We start from the raw sequence: 17553 nt of genomic DNA, 5'->3' as shown, positions 1-17553 counted from the left end.
CGTCAGATGTGCGGGACATCCTCGGGGATGTCGTAGAAGGTCGGGTGGCGGTAGACCTTGTCGCCGCTGGGCTCGAAGAACGGGTCGCGCTCGTCCGGGGTGGAGGCGGTGATCGCGTCCGAGCGGACCACCCAGAGGCTCACGCCCTCGTTGCGGCGGGTGTAGAGGTCGCGGGCGGCGAGCAGTGCCATCCGGTCGTCGGCGGCGTGCAGCGAGCCGACGTGGACGTGGTTCAGCCCGCGCCGGGGGCGCACGAACACCTCGTACAGCGGCCAGCCGGCCTTGGACCCGGCCGGGGAGCCAACCTGGGGTTCGGTCACTTTCCGTTCTCCTGTTCGGTGGCTTCGGTGAGTCCGGTGGCTCCGGCTGCTGCGGTGCCTGCGGCGGCTTCGGCTGCTTCGGCTGCTTCGGCGGCGCGCTTGGCCGCGTAGGCGACGGCCGCCTCGCGCACCCAGGCACCGTCCTCGTGGGCGGCGCGGCGGCGGTCGATCCGCTGGGCGTTGCAGGGGCCCTGGCCGTGGATGACCCTGGTGAGCTCGGACCAGTCCGGCTCACCGAAGTCCCAGCCGCCGCGCTCCTCGTTCCAGCGCAGCTCCGGGTCCGGGAGCGTGACCCCCAGGTGCTCGGCCTGCGGAACGGTCATGTCGACGAAGCGCCGGCGCAGCTCGTCGTTGCCGTGCCGCTTGATCCGCCAGGCCATCGAGCGGGCGGAGTTCGGCGAGTCGGCGTCCGAGGGGCCGAACATCATCAGCGACGGCCACCACCAGCGGTCCACCGCGTCCTGGACCATCCGGCGCTGGGCCTCGGTGCCGCGCATCAGCGTCATCAGGAGCTCGTAGCCCTGGCGCTGGTGGAAGGACTCCTCCTTGCAGATCCGCACCATCGCGCGGGCGTACGGGCCGTAGCTGCAGCGGCAGAGCGGGACCTGGTTGCAGATCGCGGCGCCGTCCACCAGCCAGCCGATCACACCGACGTCGGCGAAGGTGAGGGTCGGGTAGTTGAAGATCGAGGAGTACTTCTGGCGGCCGGAGATCAGCTTCTCGGTGAGCTCGGCGCGGTCGACACCGAGGGTCTCGGCGGCGGCGTAGAGGTAGAGGCCGTGCCCGGCCTCGTCCTGGGCCTTGGCGAGCAGGATGGCCTTGCGGCGCAGGGACGGCGCCCGGGTCAGCCAGTTGCCCTCGGGCTGCATGCCGATGATCTCGGAGTGGGCGTGCTGGGCGATCTGGCGGATCAGGGTGGCCCGGTAGGCGTCGGGCATCCAGTCCCTGGGCTCGATCCGCTGCTCGGCGGCGACGACCGCCTCGAACCGGTCCTCCGGCGTCTGCGCGGGGACCGCCTCGGCCACCTCTGCTGTCACCACGGTCCCCTCTCGTGTCCTGCCCGGCCGGTTGCCGCAGTACCACCGATCAACCAACCGACTGACCGTTCGGTCGGTACCATTCTGCGCGGCGGAGCAGAGGGATGGCAAGGTGCGCAACAGATAACAGCTGACAGATTCTGAAATCTGTCAGCTGTTATCTGTCGGCTGCTATCTGTCGGTCGCTTGTCTGTCGGCTACCGCCTGTCGATTGCTATCTGTTCGCCAGCGCCTGCCTGCTGTGGCTGCCGACTGTCAGCGGCTCACCGCCGCCTCACCCCTCCGCGCGGTCACGCAGTCGCGGCAGCGGAACGGCGAGCAGGGCCGCCAGCAGGGCGATCCGGGGAGCGATCTGGTCGAGCCGGATGTGTTCGTGCCGGGCATGGGCCCCGGCGCCCACCGCCCCGAAGCCGTCCAGGGTCGGAAGACCGCGCGAGCCCGGCAGGTTGGTGTCCCCGGCCCCGCCCGCCGGGGCGCCGTCCAGCTGCTGACCGAGCATGGCGGCGAGCGAACGCACGTGCCGCAGCAGCGGATTACCGGTCCGCTCGGACCAGGCCGGACGACTGGACAACACCTCCGTGCGAACCCGGGCGCCCGGACGCAACGGAGCGAGCCGGGCGAGGTCGTCCAGCGTGCGGCGCTGCGCCTCGGCGGTGGCGAAGCGCAGCCCCAGCTCGGCCTCGGCCCGGCCGGCGACCACGTTGGCGCGCGAACCACCGCTGATCCGACCGGCGTTCAACTCGATGCCGGGCTGACCTGCGAGATCGCGCACCAGCACGAGCTGGTCCACCAGTTCGTCGACCGCGGACACCCCATCGTGAGCATCGTTGCCCGCATGCGCCTCGTGGCCGGTCACGGTGAGTCGCACCCGGGTGCTGCCGCGCCGCGCGGTCTTCAACCGGCCGTCGGGGTGCGGCGGTTCGAGCCCCAGGACCGCCGCGGCGCCGCGCAGCTGGCGCTCGACCAGGCGCCGTCCGTCCGGGCTGCCCACCTCCTCGTCGGAGACCACGACCAGGCGGACGGTCCGGTGCGGGCGCTCACCCAGGTCCGCGAGCAGCGACAACGCGCTCTCCAGGACGGCGAGTCCGCCCTTCATGTCGACCACGCCGGGCCCGGTGAGCCGACCGTCCTGCTCGGTCACCGGCCAGTCCGCGAGGGTGCCGACCGGCCAGACGGTGTCGTGGTGCCCGACGATCAGCAGGTGCGGCAGGGACTCGTCCCGGCCCTCCCATTCCAGCACGAGGTGGTCCCCGGCCGGTCCGGGCTCACGCCGGGCGGTGGCACCGGTGGCACGGAAGCCTGCCACCAACTCCTCGGCGAGGGCGTCGAGTCTGGGGGCGTCCCCGCTGGGAGACTCGATCCGCGCCAGATCGGAGCAGCGCCGCCGGACGGCTCCGACCAGGGCACGGGCACGGGCGCTGAGCGTCTGAGGCACACCGGGCGGCGCCGTGGCGACGGTGGAGATACCGGAGGCAGCGGTGGCGGCCGGACCGGTCGTGGGCTTTCCGACAGCGGCCCTCGGCACCGCGGTCGTCGCCACCGCGGTCTTCGCGACGCCTGCTCTGGTGAGGGCAGATGTCGTGAGGGCGGACGTGGTTGCCGCCGTCTTGGCGGACGTGGTCTTGGCGGACGCGGTCTGGGCGGGCGCGGCCTTGGCGGACGCGGCCTTGGCGGACGCGGTCTGGGCCACGGCGGCTTTTGCCGAGGCGGTCTTCGCGGCACTGGATGCCACCGCGGCGGCCTGGGCCGAGACGGCCGGAGTCACAGCGACAGTTGCAGTGGCAGTTGCCGCACTGGTGTCAGTGCCCGCGGTGGCGGTGGCGGTCGCCACGGAGGTACCTACGGTGGTGGCAGCAGTGCTTGAGGTCGCGGTGGTCGTGGCGGCTGCGGCAACGGCCTCGCCGTCGGTGGCGGCCGGGACGGTGACCGGCGTCGGGTCCGGTTCCACGGCGGCGCCCGGCACAGCGGGCGACCCGACGATCTGGGGACTCAACGCTCGCCTCCGCGACCACCGCCGGTATACAGCGGACGTACCGGCCGACCGCTCCCTCCCGGGTACCAGGCCCAGCCGGACCGCACCGGTCGACCGGGATGGTGGGCGGCGTCTCGAATCAGCCTGTCTGGCCCAAGTACGGTGGAACGGCTGGGCGGCGTGCTTGGCATGTGCGTCCTCCTCGCTCGATCCGGGGGCCCCGGTCCGCCCGGAGCCCCCGTGGACGGTGGCCTCCTGGCAGCGGGCGCAGTGGCCGGACCGCCGCAGGGAAGCCGAGATGTGAGCCTAGAAGAACCGTTCGGTTTCCTGCGAGGTGGCCCTGCTCCCAGCGTGCCGGTACCGGGCCCCGCTTCGGAGGCCGCCCGTACGCGATCGGCACGGGCGCTCGGCGCGCGGGCCTGGATCGGCGCGCGGACGCGGTCGCCGGATCGCGCCCATCTCCACCATGGACCCGCCGCCCGAGTTCGGCAGCGCAAACGGCCAAGGCACGGCAATTCCACGCCGGATGGGTGACAACGGCTCAGCACGCGGTACGAACCGGGAGCACGCGGCGGCTCAGGGAAGCCCGCTCAGCCGGCCGGCTCGACTCCGGGGAACGACGGGGGAACACCCGCGTGAACACGGGTCGATGCCGTGCCCCGGTGTGCCCCGCCGAGCCTCGACGTGCCTCGGTTGCCCGCCCCCCGGACACGACAGGGCGGCACCCCTGCGCAGCCGGGAGGACGCCCGGCAGGAACGTGCACGACCGATCGGAACCCGGGTGTGCGGCCCCAGTCGCCGCCGCTCTCAACCGTGCGCTCTCAGCCACCGTCGCCCACCAGTCCCGCGTCGCGCGCGAGCAGCGCCGCCTGGACCCGGTTGCCGACTCCGAGCCCGGTCAGGATCCGGCTGACGTGCGCCTTGACGGTGCTCTCGCGCATCCCGAGCACGCCCGCGATCTCGGCATTGGAGAGCCCGTCGGCGAGTTCGCGCAGCACGTCGGTCTCCCGCGGGGTGAGCCCGGCGACCCGGTGGCGGGCGGCCACCGACCGGGGTGCCCCGACCCGGTGGTAGCGGTCGATCAGCCGTCGCGCGGCCGCCGGATGCAGCATTCCCTGACCCCCCGCGACCACGTGGACGGCCCGGGCGATCTCCGCGGGCGGAGTGTCCTTGAGGAGGAAGCCGTCCGCCCCTGCCGCGAGCGCCTGGTACACGTACTCGTCCAGGTCGAAGGTGGTGAGGGCGATGACCCTTGGGGCGTCGGGGAGTTCGCGCAGCCGCCGGGTGGCGGCGATCCCGTCGAGCCGAGGCATCCGGATGTCCATCAGCGCGACGTCGATCCGTCGGCTGCCGGCGATCTCGACGGCTTGCAGCCCGTCGGAGGCCTCGGCGACCACGGTGAGCGCCGGGTCCTGGGCCAGGAGGTCGACCAGGCCGAGGCGAACCAGCGCGTCGTCGTCGACCACCATTGTTCGGATCATGCGGCACCCTTCGGCTGCTGCTTCGGTCCCTGCTTTGGTTCCTGCTTCGATTCCTGCTTCGGTTCCTGCTCTGGTTCCCTCGATTCCTTCGGTTCCTTCGGTTCCTTCGGCGGCTCCGGGTATCGCCCCCCGTGCGCCTCTCGCGCCCCTTCCTGCGACTGCCGTGCCGCTCGTGTCCCTTGCCCCGGCCGCGAAGACGGCCGCCCTGCGTCCGGCAACGCGCTCCCGGGTTGTGGAGCCGAACCGTCGCCACGGGCTGGAGCCGCGTCGGGCGCCGCCCCCGGCGGGCGGTCCGGCACGGGTAACCGGGCCGAGAGCCGGAAGCCGCCGCCGTCCGGACCGGCGTCGAGGTGGCCGCCGAGGGCACCGACCCGTTCGGCCAGCCCGACCAGCCCGTACCCGCCGCCGGTGCCCGGCCCGTCCGGCGTCTCCTGGCCCGGGCCGTTGCGGACCTCGACCGTCGTCGCGGGCGCCCCGTAGCCGACCCGGACGGTGACGGGCGCGGCGGGCGCGTACTTGCGGGCGTTGGTCAGCGCCTCCTGGACCAGCCGGTGCACGGCCAGCCGATGGGTGGTCGGGATGGTCTCCGGGTCTCCGGAGAGGGCGAGTTCGACCCGCTGACCGGCCTGGGTCACCTCGCCGACGAGTTCGGTGAGGTCGCGCAGTGCGGGCGCCTGGACGCGCCCGGCCTCGGCCGGCACGGGCGGCTCGCCTCCCGTGCCGGCCGAGGCCGGTGGGTCGGCCCGCAGTGCGCCCAGGACGTCCCGTAGATCGTCGAGCGATCGGGAGGCGGTCGTGCGCAGCAGTTCGAGGCGGTGGGTGAGGCGATCGGGGTCGGCGGCGACGGTACCGGCCCTGGCCTGGTCGCGCAGCACCCCGGCGTGCAGCACCAGGAGGCTGAGCCGGTGGGCCAGCACGTCGTGCATCTCCCGGGCGATCCGGGCCCGTTCGGCGGCTCGGGCCTGATCGGCGCGCAGCTCGCGCTCGCGGCGCAGCGCGTCGACCTGCTCGTGCAGGGCGCGGATCAGTACCCGTCTGCCGTGCAACCAGAGGCCGACCGCCAGGACGGCGGCCTGGACGAGGAGTTGGGACCCGGTGGTACCGGCCCACCCGACCAGCGAATCCGCCCCCGCCGCGCTGACCACCGCGATGACCGCACCACCTGCCGTCGCCGGGCCGGTCCGGCCGAGGCAGGCGAGGTGGAAGACGCTGAACAGGCCGGGGAAGGCCCGGTTGAACAGCCCACCGGTGAGCACCGGCAGGACGGCCGAGGCCACCGGATGGCGGCGGGTGAAGAGGAGCGCGAGCGCGGCGAGCGCGGCGACGACCGTGCGCGGCAGGCGCAGCGGCCCGTCGGACTGCGTCCACTGCACCGCCGCCTCCTCGATGCTCAGGCCGAACACGCCGAGCAGCAGCAACGTGTCGATCCCGGCCCGGTGATCCGGCCCGTACCAGCCGAGCACACTCCTGGGCATGGCACTCCTCCTTTCCTCTCCTCACCCCGAAAGCCTTCCGCACGTTCGCCGTTCACTACCTCGGGCTCGATGCTAGGGGCGCTCGACCGCGGAACGCCTCTGTCTTCCGGCCAACCGCACCCTCGACTTTCGTCGGGGGTCGGCGACACTGACCGGCCGATTCGCGGTGGCTCCGCCCTGCCTAGCGTCGACGGCATGACCAGCGAACGGCTCCACCACGGCCCAGAATCCCTCTCCCTCCACCACGGTCCGCCCGCCGGCGGGGACCGCCTGCTGTTCCTCACCGAGGCCCTGCGCACCTTCCACGACACCGGCGCCCTGGCCCCGAGCGGCGCGGAGCTGGTGAACGCGCTGGTGGTACCGGTCACCAGCCGCCCGAACCGTCCGATCTCGGTGCTGGAGGTCGGCGCCGGGACGGGCGTGGTGACCCGCCGGCTGGCCCAAGTGCTGCGCCCGGGCGACCGGTTGCACGTCGTCGAGGCCAACCCGCGGTTCGCCGAACGGCTCCGGGAGGACCCTGTCCTGGCCGCGCGCCACCCCGGCGTCGGGCTGCGGCTGTCGGCCTGCCGGGTCGAGGAACTGTCGGAGTGCCACCCGTCGGCGACGGACTCGGCTCGGCCGGAGGGCTGCGCGCAGCGGTACGACGTGATCGTGTCCGGGCTGCCGTTCACCAACTTCGAGCCCGCGCAGGTGCGCGACATCCTCGAGCTCTACCTGCGGCTGCTGGCGCCCGGCGGCGAGCTGACGTACTTCGGGTACCTCGGTACGACGACGGCGCGCACCCTCACCTCGGGCCCCCGCCGCGGCGCCCGCCACCGGGCGGTGGTGCGGCTGCTGCGAGGCTTCGAAGCGGCGTACGGTCTGGGCGAGCGCACGGTCTGGCGCAACGTTCCGCCCGCCCGCGCCTACCTGCTGCGGGCGCCGGGCGGGCGCGAGAGCTGGGCGCCGACCGGGAGCCGGGCCCTCGAACCGAAGGCCGCGGCGAGGGAGACGAACACGGAGCCGGGAACGGGGGCCGGGGCGACCGACGCGAAGGCCACGACCGGCGGATCGACGGGCGGGGCGGCCCCGGCCACTCGATGATGGACCGGGGCCGGGCCCGGCTCCGACTCTCCGGCAGTGAGGAGCCGAGATGACCCTCTCGGTACGTGACGTGGAGGCCCAGAACCGCTTCGAGGCCTGGGAGGACGGCCGGCTGGCGGGCTTCGCCGAGTACCTGCGCAGCGACCAGCTGGTGGTGTACCCGCACACCGTCGTCGAGCCCGCCTACGAGGGCCGGGGCATCGGCAGCGCGCTGGCCCGCGCCGCCCTGGACGACGCCCGCGCCCGCGGCTTGGCCGTGCTGGCGACCTGCCCCTTCACCAAGGGCTGGATGCTCCGCCACCCCGAGTACACCGATCTCGCGTACGAGAACCGCAGCCGGGTCGCCGACTGACGGCAGGGCGGGCGGCCAGGGGGCCGCGGCCGCTCGTCCGAACAAATGACAACCGACAGATTTCAACTTTCAGATAACAGATGACAGCGAACAGATTTTGAAATCTGTTCGCTGTCGTGCCATAGTGATACCCGGGCCACCCTGCCCCCGCCTCCCGGCGCCGCACTCGCCCGCCCCTTGGAGCCCCCTTGTCACCGCACACCCGCCCCACCCAGCGCACCCTCGGCACCACCGGGCCGGTCACCTCGGCCCTCGGCCTCGGCTGCATGGGCATGTCCGACATGTACGGCCCGGCCGACGAGGCCGAGAGCATCGCCACCATCCACGCGGCCCTCGACGCCGGGATCACCCTCCTCGACACCGGCGACTTCTACGGCATGGGCCACAACGAACTGCTGATCCACGAGGCACTGCGCGGCCGCGACCGCGAGAGCGTGCAGATCAGCGTGAAGTTCGGCGCCCAGCGCAGCCCCGACGGCCAGTGGCTCGGCTACAGCACGAGCCCCGCCGCCACCAAGACCGCGCTCGCCTACACCCTGCGCCGCCTGCGCACCGACCACATCGACGTCTACCGCCCGGCCCGCCTGGACCCGGACGTCCCGATCGAGGAGACCGTCGGCGCCATCGCCGAGCTGGTGAAGGCCGGCTACGTTCGCCACATCGGACTCTCCGAGGTCGGCGCCGACACCCTGCGCCGGGCCGCCGCCGTCCACCCGATCAGCGACCTCCAGATCGAGTACTCGCTGCTCTCCCGCTCGATCGAGGCTGCCGTCCTGCCCGCCGCGCGCGAGCTCGGCATCGGCGTCACCGCGTACGGCGTGCTCTCCCGCGGCCTGCTCAGCGGCCACTGGGACCGGGAACGCGCCCTCAGCGGCACCGATTTCCGCAGCCACAGCCCGCGCTTCCAGGGCGAGAACCTGGCCCACAACCTCGCACTGGTCGAGGCCCTGCGCGAGATCGCCGCCGCACGGGGTGCGACCGTCGCCCAGGTCGCCATCGCCTGGGTGGCCTCGCGCGGACAGGACGTCGTCCCGCTGGTCGGCGCCCGCCGCCGCGACCGTCTGACCGAGGCCCTCGGCGCACTCGACGTCACGCTGACCGAGGCCGACCTCCCCGCCGTCGAGGCCGCCGTCCCCGCCGGCTCCGCGGCCGGTGACCGGTACGCTGCCGCACAGATGGCCCACCTGGACAGCGAGCGCTGACCGCACCGCCGGCGCCGCCACCACCACCGTCGCCTGACGACCGACCGCACGACCCGACCGCACGACGCTAAGGACGGACCTCCCCGTGACCACGGACACCACACTCACCGCCGAGCAGATCCTGAGCGCGGCGGAGGACGTCCTCCGGCGGTTCGGCCCGGCCAAGGCCACCGTCGTGGACGTCGCCCGCATCCTCGGGGTCAGCCACAGCAGCGTCTACCGCCACTTCCCCAGCAAGGCCGCGCTGCGCGAGGCGGTCACCCAGCGCTGGCTCGACCAGGCGCACCACGAGCTGGCGGCCATCTCCAACGAGGGCGGCCCGGCCGCCGAGCGGCTGCACCGCTGGCTGACGACGCTGTTCGCGGCCAAGCGGAAGAAGGCGCTGGACGACCCGGAGCTGTTCGCCACCTACATGGTGCTGGTCGAGGAGAACAGCGGCCTGGTGGACACCCACATCGACACCCTGGTCGACCAGATCGCGCAGATCGTCACGGAGGGCACGGAGGGCAAGGAGTTCAAGCTCGCCCACATCCGCAACACCGCCCGCGCCGTCTTCGACGCGACCGGCCCCTTCCACGACCCGGCCTACGCCTCCACCTGGTCCGCACCCGGGATCGACGACCGGTTCGAGGCCGTGTGGAAGCTCGTCCTCGGTGGCCTGAAGGCGAAGTGACGAAGCGTCAGGTCTGAGGGGCCGGTGAGCGGAGGGAAATTCGCTCGCCGGCCGCTCGTCCTTCCGCCAGACTGCCGCACACAGTTGATCTCACTCGGAGGATGACATGCGTGCGGCTCGCCCGGTCCTGGACAGCCTGGAGGGACTCGCCCTCGGCGATGCCTTCGGCGACCGGTGGTTCTCGGTCCCGACGGACGAGGCGCCCGCCGCGCTGGCCGCCCGGCTGGTCAGGCGCGCGCCCTGGCACTGGACCGACGACACCGCCATGGCACTCGTGCTGGTCCGCCACCTGCTCGCTGCGGGAGAAGTCCGACCGGACGCGCTGGCCCGGGAGTTCGCCGCCGAGTACGCCCGCGAGTACGGGCGCAAGTACGGCCCCTCGATGCACCGGGTACTGCGCGGGATCGGCGCCGGTGGGGACTGGCGCGCCATCACCGCGGGCCAGTTCGAGGGCCAGGGCTCGCACGGGAACGGCGCCGCGATGCGGGTCGCCCCGCTGGGAGCGTGGTTCGCCGAGGACCTCGACGCGGTGGTCCGGCAGGCCGAACTGCAGGCGCTCACCACCCACTTCCACCCGGAGGCGGTCGCCGGCGCGGTCGCGGTCGCACTCGCGGCGGCACTGGCGGTCCGGAGCCGGGGCGGAAACCCGCCCGGCCGGGCCGAGTTGCTGACCGAGATCGCCGGACGGCTTCCGGACAGCGAGGTCCGCTCCGGGCTGCGGATCGCCGCCCGGCTGCCCGGACACACCAGCGTCCGGCACGCCGCCACCGTGCTCGGCTCGGGCACGCTGATCTCCGCCCCGGACACCGTGCCGTTCGCTCTCTGGTCCGCGGCCGGGCACCTGGACTCGCTGCCCGAGGCCATCTGGCACACCCTGGAGGGCTGGGGCGACAAGGACACCACCTGCGCCATAGCCGCCGGCGTGGTCGCCGCCCGGACCGGGCTCGCGGGCGTGCCGCCCGGCTGGCTCGCGGCGCGCGAGCAGCTCCCGGGCTGGGTCGCCGGGGCTTCCCGGGCCGCAGACCACCGGCCGAGGGCCGGGAGCGGCGGGGACGCCGGGTGATCCGGGGGACCGGTACCCGGCGGTCAGCGCCGAGTGATGAAGCGGAACACCCGGTAGGCGAGGAGCAGGACCATCGCGCCGCCGATCGCCGAGACCCACGTCGTGACGTCGAGGAAGCCCACCTTCACCGCCCCGTGCATCCAGTGCGAGACGATCCAGGTGCCGATGTAGGAGCCGGTGATGCCGATCAGGGTGCTGCCGATCAGGCCGCGTTCACCCCTCGACATCGCCATCCTGGCCAAGGTCCCCGACACCAGGCCCAGCACGATCCACGCCATCCAGCTCATCCGCCGCCCCTTGCGTCATCGGTGTGACGACCCCGTCGAGCCCCCGGGTCCGACCGGAAGGACGTACGAGAGCCTCCCACCGTTCCAGCGCCCGGAGGGACCGGTTCGAACCGGCCACCCGGGCGCCTCCGCTCCGGGCGACGGACCTCCTCGCGGAACGCCCCGGCAGCCTCGCGGAACGCCCCGGCAGCCTCGCGGAACGCCCCGGCAGCCTCCCGAGACCGCGGACGCAAAGAACTCGCGTGTCAGCGACGCGAGTTGCCGAACAGCAGCCGGTAGACGATCAGCAGCACCAAGGCACCGCCGATCGCCGACACCCAGGTCGCGGCGTCGAAGAAGTGCGCCGTGACCGAGCGGTGCAGGAAGTGCGACGCGATCCAGCCGCCGACGAACGATCCGGCGATGCCGATCAGGGTGGTCACGATCAGGCCGCCCGGGTCCTTCCCCGGCAGCAGCAACTTGGCCAGCCCACCCGTCAGCAGGCCCAGCACGATCCACGCGACGATGCTCATTCAGGCATCCCCTCCCATCGGCGGCGCACGGGCCCCGTCCCGTGCGCTCTGCCCGGAAGGACGCCTCCGCCCGCTCACCCGGTTCCGCCGCCCGGTCCGCCGCCCAGTCCGCTGACCGGCCCGCTGACCGGTTCCGGTCAGGCTTCCAGCCCCCGGGGTAACCGAGGAGGCCGGCCGCCGGGCTCGCCCCCGGCGGGACGGCGCCCGGACCCGGTCTGCGGGGCCGGTGCCATCACCGCGCGTGGCACCCTTCCCGCGGGGCGTCCACGCCGAAATACTGCGGCCATGCGCATCCTGATCGCCACCGCCGGCTCCCGGGGCGACGTGTCCCCCTTCCTCGGGCTCGGCATCCGCCTGCGGGCGGCCGGACATCAGGTGGCCGTCGCCACCCACGACGCATTCGCCGGGCCGGTGCGGGCCGCCGGGCTGGAGTTCCGCCCACTGCCGGTCGACCCGCGCGCCGAACTCGCCTCCGCCGAGGGCCGGCGCCTGCTGCGGGCCGGCAGCGGACCGGTGGGCATCCTGCACCTCCTGCGGCTCGCCCGGAAGTTCATGCCGGCCCTCGGGGATGGCATCGCCGAGGCCACGGCGCTCGGCACCGAGCTGCTGCTGACCACCAGCACCACCAGCGCACTCGGCCAGGTCGCCGCCGAGGCTGCCGGCATCCCCAGCATCGGGCTGTACCTCCAGCCCCTCGCCCCCACCCGGGAGTTCGCACCCGCCGTCACCGGCACCCGATCACTCGGCCGGTCCGGCAACCTGCTGGCGGGGCACGCCGTCCAGACCGCGACCGACCGGCTCTTCGTGCCGGCCGTCCGCGGGCTGCGCCGGCGGCTCGGCCTGCCGCCGCTCGGCGTCGCCCGGGCCCGTCGCAACCACCGCATCCTGCACGGCTTCTCGCCATCGGTAGTGCCCCGACCCGCCGACTGGCACCCCCGGCTGGAGGTGGCGGGCTACTGGTGGCCGCCCGACCATTCGGGCTGGCAGCCCCCGACCCGACTGCTCGACTTCCTCTCCGCCGGGCCGCCGCCGGTCTTCGTCGGCTTCGGCAGCCTGGTCGTCCCCGACCCCGAGCGGCTCACCGCCACCGTTCTCGCCGCCGCCCGCGCCACCCGGGTGCGCCTCCTCCTCCAGTCGGGCTGGAGCGAACTGGCGGCCGAGGACTCGGACTCCGTCCTGACCATCGGCGACACCCCGCACGACTGGCTCTTCCCCCGCACCGCCGCCGTGGTCCACCATGCCGGCGCCGGAACCACGGCCGCCACCCTCCGCTCCGGAACCCCGTCCGTCCCCGTGCCCGCCCAGCTCGACGCACCGTTCTGGTCCGCCCGGCTGTCCCTGCTCGGCGTCTCCCCCGGCCCGGTCCCGCTGCGCACCCTCACCCCCGCCCGCCTCGCCGCCTCCCTCCGCCAGGCCGTCGACGACCCCCGCTACCGCGCCCGCGCCCAGGCCGTCGCCGCCGCCCTGGCCAGCGAGGACGGTGCGGCAAAGGTCCTCTCCGCCGTCGATCGGGCGGCGGCAGCGGCCGGGTGAGGAGCAGCGGGCGGCAGCAGGCAGCGACAACGAGCCGCGAACAACCGACGGCCGACGGACAACAGCCGACAACCAACAGCTGACAACTGACAACTGACAGATTTCGAAATCTGTCAGCTGTTCGCCGCCACCCGTCAGCCCACCCCTTCTCGCGCAGCTCCCCTCCCGAACACCCCGCTCAGCCCCAGGTACACCACGGCCGCCGCCGTGAGCCCAACGGCCCAGCCGTAGTCGGCGAGCGGCTTGAGGACCGGAATCAGGCCGTCCGCCGGGAACGGGCCCTGCTTCGCGCCGTTGGCGTCGACGGTGGAGTACGAGCCGCCGACGGCCAGCACGCCGCCCACCAGCAGCGCCGTGACGGCCGTCCAGTTCCAGCCGGCCGTGTACCAGTACGCCCCGCCCGGCCGGTACAGCTCGGCGAGCCGGAGCCGGGTGCGGCGCAGCACCCAGTAGTCGGCGATCAGCACTCCGCCGACGGTGCCGAGCAGGCCGCCGACCACGCCCAGCCAGGTGAAGATGTACACGTGCGGGTCGGCGATCAGCCGCCACGGGAAGATCGCGATCCCGACCACCCCCGTGATCAGGGCCCCGGTCCGGAAGTCGACGAGGCGAGGCAACAGGTTGGCGAGATCGTAGGCGGGCGAGACGACGTTGGCCGCGATGTTCACCGACAGCGTCGCGACCAGCACGGTCAGCAGCGCGAACAGGATGCCGACGGGATTCTCCATCTTGGCGGCGAGCTGGATCGGGTCCCACACCGGGACGCCGTAGACCGCCTCGGAGCCCGAGGTGACCAGCACGGACAGGAATGCGAAGAGCGTCATCGTGGTCGGCAGGCCGAGCGCCTGCCCGCGTATCTGGGCCCGCTGGCTGCCGCCGAAGCGGGTGAAGTCGGGGATGTTCAGCGCGAGGGTGGACCAGAACCCGATCATGCCCATCAGTGCCGGGAAGAAGACCTTCCAGAAGCCCCCGCCCCACCCCAGCCCGGACGGCTGGTCGAGCAGCGGCCCGAGCCCGCCCGCCTTGACGGTGATCCACACCAGCAGCGCGAGCGCACCGACGATGACGAACGGCGCCGCCCAGTTCTCGAACCGCCGCAGGGCCTCCATCCCGCGCGCGATGATGGCCATCTCGATCAGCCAGAACAGCAGGAACGAGAGCCACTGCGTCCACGGGTAGCCGCCGAACTCCCCGGCGGTGCGCCAGGATTCTCCCAACAGCTTGCCGGCCAGCAGGAAGATGCCCTCGCCGCCGATCCAGGTCTGGATCCCGAACCAGGCGCAGGCCACCGCCGCTCGCAGCAGCGCGGGCAGGTTGGCGCCGCGCAGCCCGAAGGAGGCGCGGGCGAAGACCGGGAACGGGATGCCGTACTTGGTACCGGCGTGCCCGGTGAGCAGCATCGGAACCAGCACGATGAGGTTCGCGAGCGCGATGGTCAGCACCGCCTGCTTCCAGTCCATGCCGAGCGTGACCAGGCCCGAAGCCAGGGTCCAGGACGGGATGTTGTGGGCCATGCCGACCCAGAGCGCGAGGAAGTTGTAGGTGGTCCAGGTACGGCGCGCCACCGGGACCGGCCGCAGGTCCTCGCTGGTGAATCCGTTGGATGGCAACTCCCCGGAGGCCGGGTCGAGTTCGACCCGGCCGTCGGGGTGATGACACTGTCTGCTGCCGCTGGTCTCGCTGCCGGGCACGGACAACTCCCGTCCGCCGCGGCAGGATCCGCGGCTGTTCTCAGGTGGGGGTCACGGGCTGGTTCACAGGTTGGTTCGCAGACGGTTCACAGTCACGGGTTGCTCCACGGGCGACTTCACAAGATGGCTCACGATCCGTGGCGCGGACGGGACGTCACACGCGGGGCGTCGCGGGCCCGTTTCACAGGTGCGGGATGACGTCCGCCCCGTACGCGTCGATGGTGGCCTCGATGGCGTCGTGCATGGCGTAGACGGCGAACTGGTCGACGCCGAGCGAGCGGAGCTCCTCCAGCCGGGCCCGCTGCGCCTCCGCCGGGCCGATCAGACAGAAGCGGTCGACGATCTCGTCCGGAACGAAGGCCGTGTCCGGGTTCCCGGCCCGCCCGTGGTGGCTGTAGTCGTAGCCCTGGCGGCCCTTGATGTACTCGGTGAGCGCCTCCGGCACCAGATCGGAGTGCTCGCCGTAGTGGCCGACCAGGTCGGCCACGTGGTTGCCCACCATCCCGCCGAACCACCGGCACTGCTCCCGGGCGTGGGCGAGCGCCTCGGGCGAGTCGTCGGCGGTGACGTAGGCCGGGGCGGCGACGCAGATGGTGAGCGAGTCCGGGTCCCGGCCGGCCTCGACGGCGGCGGCCCGCACCGCCTTGACCATGAACTCGGTGAGATACGGATCGGCCAGCTGCAGGATGAAACCGTCGGCCTGACGACCCGTCAGGGCAAGCGCCTTCGGCCCGTACGCCCCCATCCAGATCGGCAGCGAAGCGCCGGAGCGAACCCAGGGCAGGCGCATCTCGGTGCCGTCCACCTCGGCGGTGCGCCCCTCGGCCAACTCCTTGATGGCGTGCATGGCTTCGGAGAGTCGGGCGAGGGTGGCGGGGCGTCGCCCGGCGACCCGCATGGCGGAGTCGCCGCGGCCGATGCCGCAGACGGTCCGGTTCCCGTACATGTCGTTGAGCGTGGCGAAGGTGGAGGCTGTCACCTCCCAGGTGCGGGTGCCCGGGTTGGTCACCATCGGGCCGACGGTCATCCGCTCGGTCTCGGCGAGGATCCGGCTGTAGACGACGAAGGGCTCCTGCCACAGCACGCAGGAGTCGAAGGTCCAGCCGTGGCTGAACCCGGCCTGCTCGGCGCGGATCATCCGGTCGATGAGCAGCCGGGCCGGCGGGTCGGTCTGAAGGACGAGGCCGATGTCCATGTGGGGGCTCCAGGTAAGGGTTGTGCCCGCCGCCGCCCGGCCGTCGAGCGGATCGGAGCGGCGGGCGGGCAGCGGGCGAACAGCGAACAGCGAACAGCGAACAGTCAGACGGTCGAACGGTCGAACGGTCGAACGATGAGCAATCGAGCAGCGAACGGTCGAACTGTCGAACAGTGAGCAATCGAGGGGTGAACGGCCGGACGGCGAGCGGGAGAGGGCTCAGACCAGGTACTGGCAGGTGTCCCGGCGCAGGAAGGTCCCGTGCCCGGCCCGGCCGAGCCAGGCTCCGTCGTCCAGCACGATGCTGCCGCGCGACATCACCGTCCTTGCCCGGCCGGTGAGTCGGCGGCCCTCGTAGGCCGAGTAGTCCACGTTCATGTGGTGGGTCGCGGCGGAGACGGTCTGCACCGCGGTCGGGTCGTAGACCACCAGGTCGGCGTCGGCGCCCGGGGCGACGGTGCCCTTGCGCGGGTGCAGGCCGAACATCCGGGCCGGGGTGGTGCAGGCGATCTCGACCCAACGGCGCCGACTGATGTGCCCGTCCACCACGGCCTGGTGGAGCAGGTCCATCCGGTTCTCGACGCCCGGCAGGCCGTTGGGGATCTTCGAGAAGTCGCCCCGGCCCAGCTCCTTCTGGCCGACGAAGCAGAACGGGCAGTGGTCGGTGGAGACCACCTGGAGGTCGTTGGTGCGCAGGCCGCGCCAGAGCGACTCCTGGTGCTCGCGCGGCCTGAGCGGCGTGCTGCACACGTACTTGGCGCCTTCGAAGCCGTCGGCGCCCTCCTCGGCGAGGTTGTCCGTGGAGAGGAAGAGGTACTGCGGGCAGGTCTCGCCGAAGACGTTGAGCCCTTCGTCGCGGGCGCGGGCGAGTTCGGCGAGCGCGGCGGCGGCGGAGACGTGCACCACGTAGAGCGGGCTGCCGGCCACCTGGGCGAGCTTGATCGCCCGATGGGTGGCCTCGGCCTCCAGCAGTTCGCGGCGGACCTCGCCGTGGTAGCGGGGGGCGGTCTTCCCGGCGGCGAGCGCCTGTTCGACCAGGACGTCGATGGCGATGCCGTTCTCCGCGTGCATCATGATCAGCCCGCCGTTCGCGGCGCCGCGCTGCATGGCGCGCAGGATGCGGCCGTCGTCGCTGTAGAAGACGCCGGGGTAGGCCATGAAGAGCTTGAAGGAGGTGGACTCGCCGGAGTCCACGAGGGCGTCCATCTCCTTCAGCACGGCGTCGTTGACGTCGGAGACGATGGTGTGGAAGGCGTAGTCGATCGCGCAGTTGCCCTCGGCCTTGGCGTGCCAGGTGTCCAGGCCCTCGCGCAGCGAGCCGCCGACCGGCTGGACGGCGAAGTCCACGATCGTGGTGGTGCCGCCCCAGGCGGCGGCCCGGGTGCCGGTTTCGAAGGTGTCGGAGGCCGCGGTGCCGCCGAACGGAAGATCCATGTGGGTGTGGGCGTCGACGCCGCCCGGGATGACGTAGTGGCCGGTGGCGTCGATGACGGTGTCGGCGGTCCAGGCCTCGGCGGCGGAGCTGCCGGTGGCGGCGAGGGCGGCGATGCGCTCGCCCTCGATCAGGACGTCGGCGTGGACCTCTTCGGTAGCCGTGATGACGAGGCCGCCGCGGACGACGGTGCGTCGGCGCGGGTCACGGGCGGCGGCCCGCGTGTCGTTGGTGGTCATCGCGCC

17 protein-coding genes are annotated in these 17553 nt (G+C 72.8%); 7 read left to right on the top strand and 10 right to left on the bottom strand.

The window, feature by feature from the left end; translation table 11 throughout:
• Positions 1 to 2: 2 nt before the first annotated feature.
• The 3 genes from paaB to ABZ449_RS01010 form a co-directional block, all read right to left on the bottom strand.
• The gene (gene paaB / locus ABZ449_RS01020) at positions 3 to 320 is read right to left on the bottom strand and encodes a 1,2-phenylacetyl-CoA epoxidase subunit PaaB (protein ID WP_360337971.1); all 318 of its coding nucleotides are present in this window, start codon (positions 318 to 320) and stop codon (positions 3 to 5) included.
• Positions 317 to 1357 (bottom strand): 1,2-phenylacetyl-CoA epoxidase subunit PaaA, encoded by a 1041-nt coding sequence (paaA, locus tag ABZ449_RS01015; protein ID WP_360337968.1) that lies wholly within the window; start codon positions 1355 to 1357, stop codon positions 317 to 319. The genes paaB and paaA overlap by 4 nt, the downstream gene beginning before the upstream one ends.
• 274 nt (positions 1358 to 1631) lie before the next feature.
• On the bottom strand, positions 1632 to 2792 hold the full coding sequence (locus ABZ449_RS01010; RefSeq protein ID WP_360337965.1) for a M20 family metallopeptidase: 1161 nt from the start codon (positions 2790 to 2792) through the stop codon (positions 1632 to 1634).
• A 13-nt stretch (positions 2793 to 2805) separates the two neighbouring features.
• Between ABZ449_RS01010 and ABZ449_RS01005 the strand changes: the two genes are divergently transcribed.
• Entirely contained in the window at positions 2806 to 3633 is an 828-nt protein-coding gene (locus tag ABZ449_RS01005; protein WP_360337962.1) for a hypothetical protein, read from the top strand.
• Between the two features lie 517 nt (positions 3634 to 4150).
• On the opposite strand, the gene ABZ449_RS01000 is transcribed toward ABZ449_RS01005, so the two are convergent.
• A complete protein-coding gene (locus ABZ449_RS01000; RefSeq protein ID WP_360337959.1) occupies positions 4151 to 4810 on the bottom strand; it encodes a response regulator transcription factor in 660 nt (219 codons plus the stop codon).
• Positions 4807 to 6285 (bottom strand): histidine kinase, encoded by a 1479-nt coding sequence (locus ABZ449_RS00995; RefSeq protein WP_360337956.1) that lies wholly within the window; start codon positions 6283 to 6285, stop codon positions 4807 to 4809. The genes ABZ449_RS01000 and ABZ449_RS00995 overlap by 4 nt, the downstream gene beginning before the upstream one ends.
• Positions 6286 to 6480: 195 nt before the next feature.
• Here ABZ449_RS00995 and ABZ449_RS00990 point away from each other — a divergent pair, with 195 nt between their 5' ends.
• The 5 genes from ABZ449_RS00990 to ABZ449_RS00970 all read left to right on the top strand — a co-directional run bounded on the left by ABZ449_RS00990 (position 6481) and on the right by ABZ449_RS00970 (position 10658).
• Positions 6481 to 7368 (top strand): methyltransferase, encoded by an 888-nt coding sequence (locus ABZ449_RS00990; RefSeq protein WP_360337953.1) that lies wholly within the window; start codon positions 6481 to 6483, stop codon positions 7366 to 7368.
• A 49-nt stretch (positions 7369 to 7417) separates the two neighbouring features.
• Positions 7418 to 7720 carry a GNAT family N-acetyltransferase gene (locus ABZ449_RS00985; RefSeq protein WP_360337950.1) on the top strand — a complete coding sequence of 101 codons (303 nt, stop codon included), beginning with the start codon at positions 7418 to 7420 and terminating at the stop codon, positions 7718 to 7720.
• 188 nt (positions 7721 to 7908) lie between these two features.
• Entirely contained in the window at positions 7909 to 8922 is a 1014-nt protein-coding gene (locus ABZ449_RS00980) for an aldo/keto reductase (protein ID WP_360337947.1), read from the top strand.
• A gap of 85 nt (positions 8923 to 9007) precedes the next feature.
• Entirely contained in the window at positions 9008 to 9595 is a 588-nt protein-coding gene (locus ABZ449_RS00975; protein WP_360337944.1) for a TetR family transcriptional regulator, read from the top strand.
• Between the two features lie 106 nt (positions 9596 to 9701).
• Positions 9702 to 10658, top strand: coding sequence for an ADP-ribosylglycohydrolase family protein (locus ABZ449_RS00970; protein WP_360337941.1), 957 nt, complete (start codon positions 9702 to 9704; stop codon positions 10656 to 10658).
• Between the two features lie 23 nt (positions 10659 to 10681).
• Here the strand turns inward: ABZ449_RS00970 and ABZ449_RS00965 are convergent, their stop codons facing one another.
• Both ABZ449_RS00965 and ABZ449_RS00960 read right to left on the bottom strand, forming a co-directional pair.
• Positions 10682 to 10945, bottom strand: a complete 264-nt coding sequence (locus ABZ449_RS00965; protein WP_360337938.1) for a GlsB/YeaQ/YmgE family stress response membrane protein — start codon at positions 10943 to 10945, stop codon at positions 10682 to 10684.
• Positions 10946 to 11190: 245 nt separating this feature from the next.
• The gene (locus ABZ449_RS00960; protein WP_360337935.1) at positions 11191 to 11457 is read right to left on the bottom strand and encodes a GlsB/YeaQ/YmgE family stress response membrane protein; all 267 of its coding nucleotides are present in this window, start codon (positions 11455 to 11457) and stop codon (positions 11191 to 11193) included.
• A 285-nt stretch (positions 11458 to 11742) separates the two neighbouring features.
• Here ABZ449_RS00960 and ABZ449_RS00955 point away from each other — a divergent pair, with 285 nt between their 5' ends.
• Complete coding sequence (locus tag ABZ449_RS00955) at positions 11743 to 12990, top strand: glycosyltransferase (protein ID WP_360337932.1); 1248 nt, start codon at positions 11743 to 11745, stop codon at positions 12988 to 12990.
• A gap of 134 nt (positions 12991 to 13124) precedes the next feature.
• Here ABZ449_RS00955 and ABZ449_RS00950 read toward each other — a convergent pair whose 3' ends face one another.
• The 3 genes from ABZ449_RS00950 to hydA form a co-directional block, all read right to left on the bottom strand.
• On the bottom strand, positions 13125 to 14681 hold the full coding sequence (locus ABZ449_RS00950; protein WP_360337929.1) for an NCS1 family nucleobase:cation symporter-1: 1557 nt from the start codon (positions 14679 to 14681) through the stop codon (positions 13125 to 13127).
• A gap of 181 nt (positions 14682 to 14862) precedes the next feature.
• Positions 14863 to 15876, bottom strand: coding sequence for a TIGR03842 family LLM class F420-dependent oxidoreductase (locus ABZ449_RS00945; protein ID WP_360337926.1), 1014 nt, complete (start codon positions 15874 to 15876; stop codon positions 14863 to 14865).
• 219 nt (positions 15877 to 16095) lie between these two features.
• Positions 16096 to 17547, bottom strand: a complete 1452-nt coding sequence (hydA, locus tag ABZ449_RS00940) for a dihydropyrimidinase (RefSeq protein ID WP_360337923.1) — start codon at positions 17545 to 17547, stop codon at positions 16096 to 16098.
• Positions 17548 to 17553: the final 6 nt, after the last annotated feature.

The organism is Kitasatospora sp. NPDC005856, assembly GCF_040629945.1.
Taxonomy (GTDB): domain Bacteria; phylum Actinomycetota; class Actinomycetes; order Streptomycetales; family Streptomycetaceae; genus Kitasatospora.
This window is presented reverse-complemented; position numbering and strand designations above follow the sequence as displayed.